A 7,242-nucleotide genomic window follows, 5' to 3' on the forward strand; every position below is an offset into this window, starting at 1 on the left:
TGCCGTTTCCTGATTTCGGGTAATATTAATTCCGATGCCACCGATCGCAACTAACAATTAACTACCAACTGCTGCTAATTGATTATTTCCTGTGACTAGAGGCGATACTTCCTGGCGAATGGGAATCTCGATGACAAACTCTGCACCTTCCCCAGGCGTGGAAATACACCGCAATTTGCCTCGGTGTTTTTCAACTATAATCTGATAGCTGATTGACAGTCCCAAGCCTGTGCCTTTGCCGACTGGTTTAGTAGTAAAAAATGGGTCGAACAACTTGCCAATAACTTCTTGATTGATTCCCATCCCGTTGTCGGCAATCCGAATTGTTACTGTCTCGGAATTCGCACTTGTGCTAATCCGAATTCGGTTGTGGCGAGCATATATTTCTTTTGAAGAATGAGTGCTGTTGTACTCTTCGAGGGCGTCGATCGCATTTACTAAAAGATTCATAAATACTTGATTGAGCTGACCTACATAGCACTCTACTTTTGGAAAATTGCTGTATTCTTTGATAATCTCAATAGCGGGACGAAGTACATTAGCTTTGATCCGGTGCTGCAAAATTAGCAAAGTGCTTTCGATTCCTTCGTGAATATCTACTCGCTTCATCTGCGATTCGTCGAGTCGGGAAAAGTTGCGTAAGGATACAACTAAGTCGCGGATGCGATCGGCTCCAACTTTCATTGATTCCAAAATCTTCGTAAAGTCTTCCATTAAGTAATCAACTTCAATATCTTCGGCTGCTTCTACAATTTCTGGGACGGGATTTGGGTATTTTTCTTGGTAAAGGTGGAGCAAACCGAGCAAGTCTGTGGTGTATTGGCTGGCGTGGGTGATGTTGCCGTAGATGAAGTTAATGGGATTGTTAATTTCGTGGGCGACTCCGGCGACTAGCTGGCCGAGAGAAGAGATTTTTTCGGTTTGGATTAGTTGAGTTTGAGCTTGGTGCAACTCTTGGACAGCTTTTTCGAGCTCGGTTGCTTGCGATCGATACTGTCCCTCGGACTGCTTGAGTGCTTCCAAAACTTGGACTCGATCGCTAATGTCGGTGTGAGTGCCCACCCACTCGCGAATGCTGCCGTCGGCTGCCAAAAGGGGAACGCCCCGCACCCAGAAGTGTCTGTAGCTGCCGTCGGCGGCCCGCAAGCGGTGCTCCACTTCGTAGAGACTTTTTGTTTCTATGGCCCGCATCCAAGCTTGTATTGTGCGATCGCGGTCTTCTGGGTGCACTGCTTCTATCGAGTTGTCCTTCTCTTTCAAACTCATGCCCGTATAAGCTATCCAATCAGGCTGAGGCTTGTCGAAGATTCCGCTAGCGTTGGTCGTCCAAACCATCTGTGCGGTTGCCATTGCCAGCGATCGATATCTTTCCTCGCTCAGACGCACAGCTTCTTCGGCTTGGCGGCTGGCTGTCACGTCGCGCAAAATAGCTGTGAATATGATTTCGCCTGCCACTTCGAGTTGGGAAATAGAAGCTTCGGCGGGAAATTCCGTACCATCTCGGCGGCGGGCGAAAATTTCTTTGCGGTGGCCCATTGTTCGGGCTTGTTGAACGTCGCCGAAATTGCTGACGAGGAGACTGTGAAGGGTGGCACAAGCTTCGGGCAACAGCAGGCTCAGGGATTGCCCGATCGCCTCCGCAGCCGTCCAGCCAAAAATCCGTTCTGCACCTTGGTTGAACAGGATAATTTTTTGCTCAGCATCCACCGAAATAATCGCGTCGTCGGCAATTTCTACAATGCCAGCGAAACGAGCTTGAGACAGTTGCAGCGCTTGTTCAGCTTGTTTGCGATCGCTGATGTCGCGGGCGATCGTCGAAATGTATGCGAGTTTGCCGCCCGGTGCGGAGTGGGAGATGAGGACTTGGCTGACGGGAAGTTCGAGTCCCGATGCTGACACGAAGGCTGTTTCTCCACTCCAAAAGCCCTCGGAAACAGCGGTGGCGATCGCTTGTTTCAAAGTGCTGCGGGCTGAGGCTGCCGTGAATTCTGCAACTTTTCGCTTGGATATCTCTTCGTTTTCGCCGATACCCACCATTTTTCTGCCGGCTTTGTTAATGTAAATGGCGCGTCCTTCGAGGTTGTAGATACCTACAAAATCCGGGGTTGCTTCCAGAATTGCTGCTAAACTTCTGTTAGCGATTTCGGCTTGTTTGCTCTCAGTAATATCCCGCGCGATGCTAACTATACCGCTGATCTTTCCTAAGCCGTCCCGGTAAGCACTTTTTGTAGAAAGAAATATCCTCAAATTTCCTTTGACGGGCAGCTCTTCTTCGATCGCTTCCGTTGTTCCCGCTGCCATAATTGGGCGATCGGTTTTTATAATATTTTCCGCAATTTCCGGCGGAAACAACTCGCTGTCATCTCTGCCGATAATGTCGTCTACAGACTGGCCAATTATACTGGCTCCCGCAGCATTAAGCATTAGATAACGGCCCTGAATATCTTTGACAAATAGGGCTGCGGGCGTACTGTTGATTACTGTCATCAACAGATTGTAGTTTTTTTGAAGCGCCTGCTTTGTTGTTTGAGAGTCGAAAATTTGCTGTTGCAATTGCTCGTTGGTTATTTGCAGTTGGATAGTCCGTTTCTCAACTTGATTTTCTAAGTCTAATTTAGCTTTTCTCAGTCCCAGTTCCGCTCGATAGCGTTTCCGGTCTGCGCTGCAGAGAGTTTTGGCATTCTGCCAAATCAGAACTGTAAAAATAATCACGTTCAATACGCTTAACAGCGATATCCCTACCTCCGGCGTGTAGGCTTGTAACCGATCTCCCAATAGGATGAAATAACCGACTAAAGGTGGGATAATGATTGCCCGTGGCAACAAGCGCCGCGCCATGATGCCGCCCGCGCGATCGCTCGTCATTACTGCTATCAATCCTCGATCGGGACTGGCAAATAAAATGCCGCAGCTCAGCAACATAAATGCTGCGGAGGTGTGCAAAGCCATCCCTGTATTATTGCCAATTTGGTAAAATAAAGCTTTGTCGTAGAAATAGCCTATCAAACCCGTAAATGCAATTAAAAATGCACAACAGCTTAAAATTTGAATCCGCAGGTATTTAGGCCGACGTTCTGACAGCAGCAGCAGCGCTGTTCCCAGCAATAAAAAAGCACCAGCAGTATTCGGTGCCATGCGTCCTGGTGTTCCGGTAATTGTCAATGTGTAACTTTCTTTAAATAGCAGTTGGTCGATGCCTAAGTCTAAATTAAAGCTATATTGAAGTAGGGTTAATAGGCTAATTAATATAATTAAAAATGAGGATAATAAAATCAATTTTTTGTAATTTTTTTGAGGCTTTCTTGCTGTTAATTTGGTGCGCCCTATCTGTTGGATGAATAGAGAAAACCCGCCCAAAATAAAGCATACCGCAGTATTGGCTTTCATGGTAACGAGTCCGGGCAGAATGCTTTTTAAGAGTTGCACATCGAATATCCAACCCAAAATGACTGTACAGCCGATCGCCATTACTGCAATACTCGCTTTTTTGCAAAAAGACTCGACTGCAGCCATTCGGGTTGAGGGCGTTTGCCGTTGTTGCGATCGTTCAAAAACTTCCAATTTCTCGCTCCCTCTAATTATTTGGTTTCTACGTATCAAAGGTAACAATAAACACTCTAGTGATATTGTTGCCTTAGATACAAAGCTGCTGAAGATTTGCTCAAAGCTGCTAAGCATAAAATATGAATTATTTTACCTAACTTTAGATAGAGCGTCAAATGAAGGTGGAAGGCTCTTATGTAGAAGGCATTTGGGAGAATTGACTAATATTTGTATGTGTAAATTTTAATAAAAAATTCCTTGTTCCTGGTTCGTTGTCCCTTCGATTTCGGAAATTGGCGCCCGATTCATCGGCAAGACGGAGTGTTTTTACTCAGTACATCGAGGGATAATGGTAGCGGATGAATCACTCTGCAACAAGATCACTGGCATTGTCAATCGGCTGCTGTGGCTGTGGGAAATGCGATCGGCATAACAGATAAGACTCGGCGGTTGAAAACCGCTACTACATAAACTTTCGTCCCAGCAGAGAGGGACTAACCTGTGGAGCATTTAAACCACTAACGAAACCTGTAGGGTGCGTCGGCTCGATCGCTTCCACCGGCAAGGGAAACGCGGAGGCCCGTGGCACCATATAATACTATTTTAAACGCTCCACAGCTTAACTGTTAACTGTTAATTCTTAATCTTGTTCACATAACCCCACAAACTGTAATCGCGACTCAGCCACCCCCGGAAAAAAGCCATTTGAGTGGGATCTTCTTGCACCCGTTTGTAGCGGTAAATAATCCGTTCGTTAATCATTTGCAACGCGGTATTTCTATTATTCGCTCCTTTTAGCGCTTCCTTGGTGCGGGCATCAAAAACTCCCGTTTGCGGCAATCCTAATGCTTGCTGAAGAAAGGTAATAGAGTTATTAATACCGAAATTAACGGCAGTGTCAAACATGACGATCGCCAAAGCCGGCTGCATCGTGCCCGAGAGGCTCGAATCCCAGTAATATTTATAAATTTCTAGGAGCTCTGCTTCCGACATCTGCGTCACGTCGAGGGGCGGAAGCCCACGACTGTAGCGGTAGGCGTTGTATTCCGTTTGCAAAACGCCCCGATAAGTTCTGCCGCCCTTATCGGCTGGGTGATTGCTGAATCCGCCCTCAAAATATAGGGTGAAATAAAGAGCAGTTTGAAATAATTTCTGCCGAAAGCTGGCTGTCTGCTGCTGCTGGGCGAAAGTCTTTTGGGCAAAGGGTAAGGGGATTGCTAAGGTTAACAAGAGTATCCCCAGCAGGAGGTTTGGTTTCCACTTGATGTTATGTTGGCGCTGTGTCGCTTGCTTGTCGCTCATAAATTCTCTGTGACGATCGCCCGTAGTTCCGCTAAAACTGCTACTCTGCAAAATAATATAGATTCAACCTTTAACTTGATAGCACAGATAGGCCGCCAAATGAATTCCGATTTTAGCAACCAATCCGAAACACCCCAATTTGAAGATGCTGCATCCCTGACAGTCGCTGCAGAAACCTATTACTCTCAAGGCAATTTAGCAGCAGCCGTCGCTGCTTGTCGCCGAGCTCTGGAATTGCAACCGGATTGGGCGGCGGCTTACGTGACAATGGGCAATGTGCAGCAAGCAAGCGGCCAAATTGAGGAAGCGATGCGGTTTTATTCCGAGGCGATCGCTCTGAATCCCGATTTTGCTGAGGCTTATGCTAATTTGGGCAGTATGCTCTACAAACAAGGACATTTGGTGGAGGCGGTTGTCAATTACGAAAAGGCGATCGAACTTAAACCAAATTTGGCTGCTGCTTACTGGAATTTGGCAGGGGCACTGAAGCAGCAGGGGCAGCAGGATGCAGCGGTAGCCTACGAGCAAAAAGCTCTCGAACTCAATCCCCACCTTGCTCAGGTAGATTTTCACTTAAATTTAGGAGATAAATTAGCGCGGCAAGGGAAGTTAGATGAGGCGGTGGCTGCATGGAAGCAGGCGATCGCATTTAAACCCGATTTAGCCGAAGCATACTGTCAAATTGGCCAAGTTTTGCGCCACCAGGGCAAATTTAAAGAGGCAATACCCAACCTTCAAAAAGCTCTAGAAATTAAACCGGATTTTATTTCTGCTCACCAACATTTGTGCGGCATCCTCAGAGATACTAGCGATTTAGCTGCCGCGCGGCAAGCCGTGCACCACTACAGCCAAATGTGTGCCGAAACCGATCCAATTATGACCGCTATTTACTTCATCAGCACCTATCAAGTGTCGGGATTAAATCAAATTGCGAGCGATCGATTTTTAGAGCTAGAGTCATACTTGCAGCACAACTTAGAAACCGCTAGCCCGGTGGAAATTAAATCGCTTTATGCAAACTTGTTATTCAGCACACCCTATTTGCGAGATGACTTGACAGCCAACTCAAAACTTTACAGATTAATTGCCCAAAAGTATATCTACCAATGTATTAAACCTAATTTTTCTCAACCCGCAAATTACAGTTTCAAACCAACGGTTCCATCCAGCCAGTTAAAAATCGGCTTTTTGTCCAATCACTTTAGCCGCCATTCTGTAGGTTGGTGCAGCGCTGACATCATTCGCGAATTGTCCGACATCACACCCAATGTGTATTTGTACGCTTCCGAAAGAATTGTTCCTGACGATCGCACTCAGCAATTTGAAAGTTTTGGCAAACTGACTTTTCCCACAACCTACCCGAACGGAATTGCAAACTCTGCCGAAATTATCGACCAAATTCAGCAAGATGAATTGGACGTTTTAGTTGATTTAGATTCTCTCAGCGTACCAGTGCACGCTGATATTCTCTACCAAAAACCCGCACCAGTTTGTGTTTCTTGGCTGGGATTTGACGCCCCTTACATATCGCCGGAAAATTACTTTCTTACAGACAGGCACTCGCACCCTGCAGACAGGGAAAAATATTATGACGAGCAGCTAATTAGGATGCCTGATTCCTTTGTAGCGGTGTCCGGTTTTCAGAGATATGGAGTCGATCCGGTTGCATTGAGAAGGTCGCATCGGATCGGTTTGGATCAGATAGTTTACCTGTGCGTCAGTCCCGGCAGAAAATTTAATCGCGACTTGGTAAAAGCACAAATTGCGATTCTCAAAGAAGTGCCGAACAGTATCTTAATTCACAAAGCTTTAGGCGATGCTGCGGTGTTTGAGGCTGCATATCACCAAGCTTGCGAAGCTGAGAAAGTGAGCAAGCACCGAATTAAGTTTTTGCCGAGGTTTGCTACTGAGGAAGAACACAGAATTATCTATTTGCTGGCAGATGTGTTGTTAGATTCTTATCCTTACAACGGAGGAACTCAAACTTTAGAGGCTTTGTGGTCTAATTTGCCGGTGGTGACTCGCACAGGAGAGCAATTTTTGTCGAGAATGGGTTATTCGTTTTTGCAGACTTTGGGAATTGAAACAGGTGTGGCTTTGTCTTGGTCGGAATATGTGGAAGTGGGTGTAAAATTGGGCAAAGATCGTGAATTGAGAAATGCAATTAAATCACAGTTGGTGAAATCTAAAGATCCAGCCAATTTGTCGCCGCTGTGGAATCCGAAAAAGTTTGCGGGTGATATGTATGCGGTCTTGGAAAAATTATGTAAAATAGGATAACGCGCTAATTATAGGATAAGGTGCGTCAGGCCAAACAATCCGCAATGTGAGAAAACATCATAAGGAATGAGAATTAAATAACTTCCACAAGTTTGTGGGATGGGCGTCCCGCCCGTC

General features: G+C 46.1%; 3 protein-coding genes. 1 reads left to right on the top strand and 2 read right to left on the bottom strand.

The window, feature by feature from the left end; all coding sequences use genetic code 11:
- Window positions 1–57: 57 nt before the first annotated feature.
- Together QUB26_RS24980 and QUB26_RS24985 are read right to left on the bottom strand one after the other, a co-directional pair.
- Entirely contained in the window at window positions 58–3,561 is a 3,504-nt protein-coding gene (locus QUB26_RS24980; RefSeq protein ID WP_333246043.1) for a PAS domain S-box protein, read from the bottom strand.
- A 615-nt stretch (window positions 3,562–4,176) separates the two neighbouring features.
- A complete protein-coding gene (locus tag QUB26_RS24985; RefSeq protein WP_006634869.1) occupies window positions 4,177–4,845 on the bottom strand; it encodes a glycoside hydrolase family 108 protein in 669 nt (222 codons plus the stop codon).
- 99 nt (window positions 4,846–4,944) lie between these two features.
- Between QUB26_RS24985 and QUB26_RS24990 the strand changes: the two genes are divergently transcribed.
- The gene (locus QUB26_RS24990; protein WP_333246045.1) at window positions 4,945–7,125 is read left to right on the top strand and encodes a tetratricopeptide repeat protein; all 2,181 of its coding nucleotides are present in this window, start codon (window positions 4,945–4,947) and stop codon (window positions 7,123–7,125) included.
- Window positions 7,126–7,242 lie beyond the last annotated feature (117 nt).

Source organism: Microcoleus sp. B4-C1 (assembly GCF_036705285.1).
Classification (GTDB): Bacteria; Cyanobacteriota; Cyanobacteriia; order Cyanobacteriales; family Microcoleaceae; genus Microcoleus.

What these genes read in the sequence shown, in the direction of transcription:
- QUB26_RS24985 (WP_006634869.1), bottom strand. Translation starts at nt 4,845, where the DNA reads ATGAGCGACAAGCAAGCGACACAGCGCCAACATAACATCAAGTGGAAA.
- QUB26_RS24990 (WP_333246045.1), top strand. Translation starts at nt 4,945, where the DNA reads ATGAATTCCGATTTTAGCAACCAATCCGAAACACCCCAATTTGAAGAT.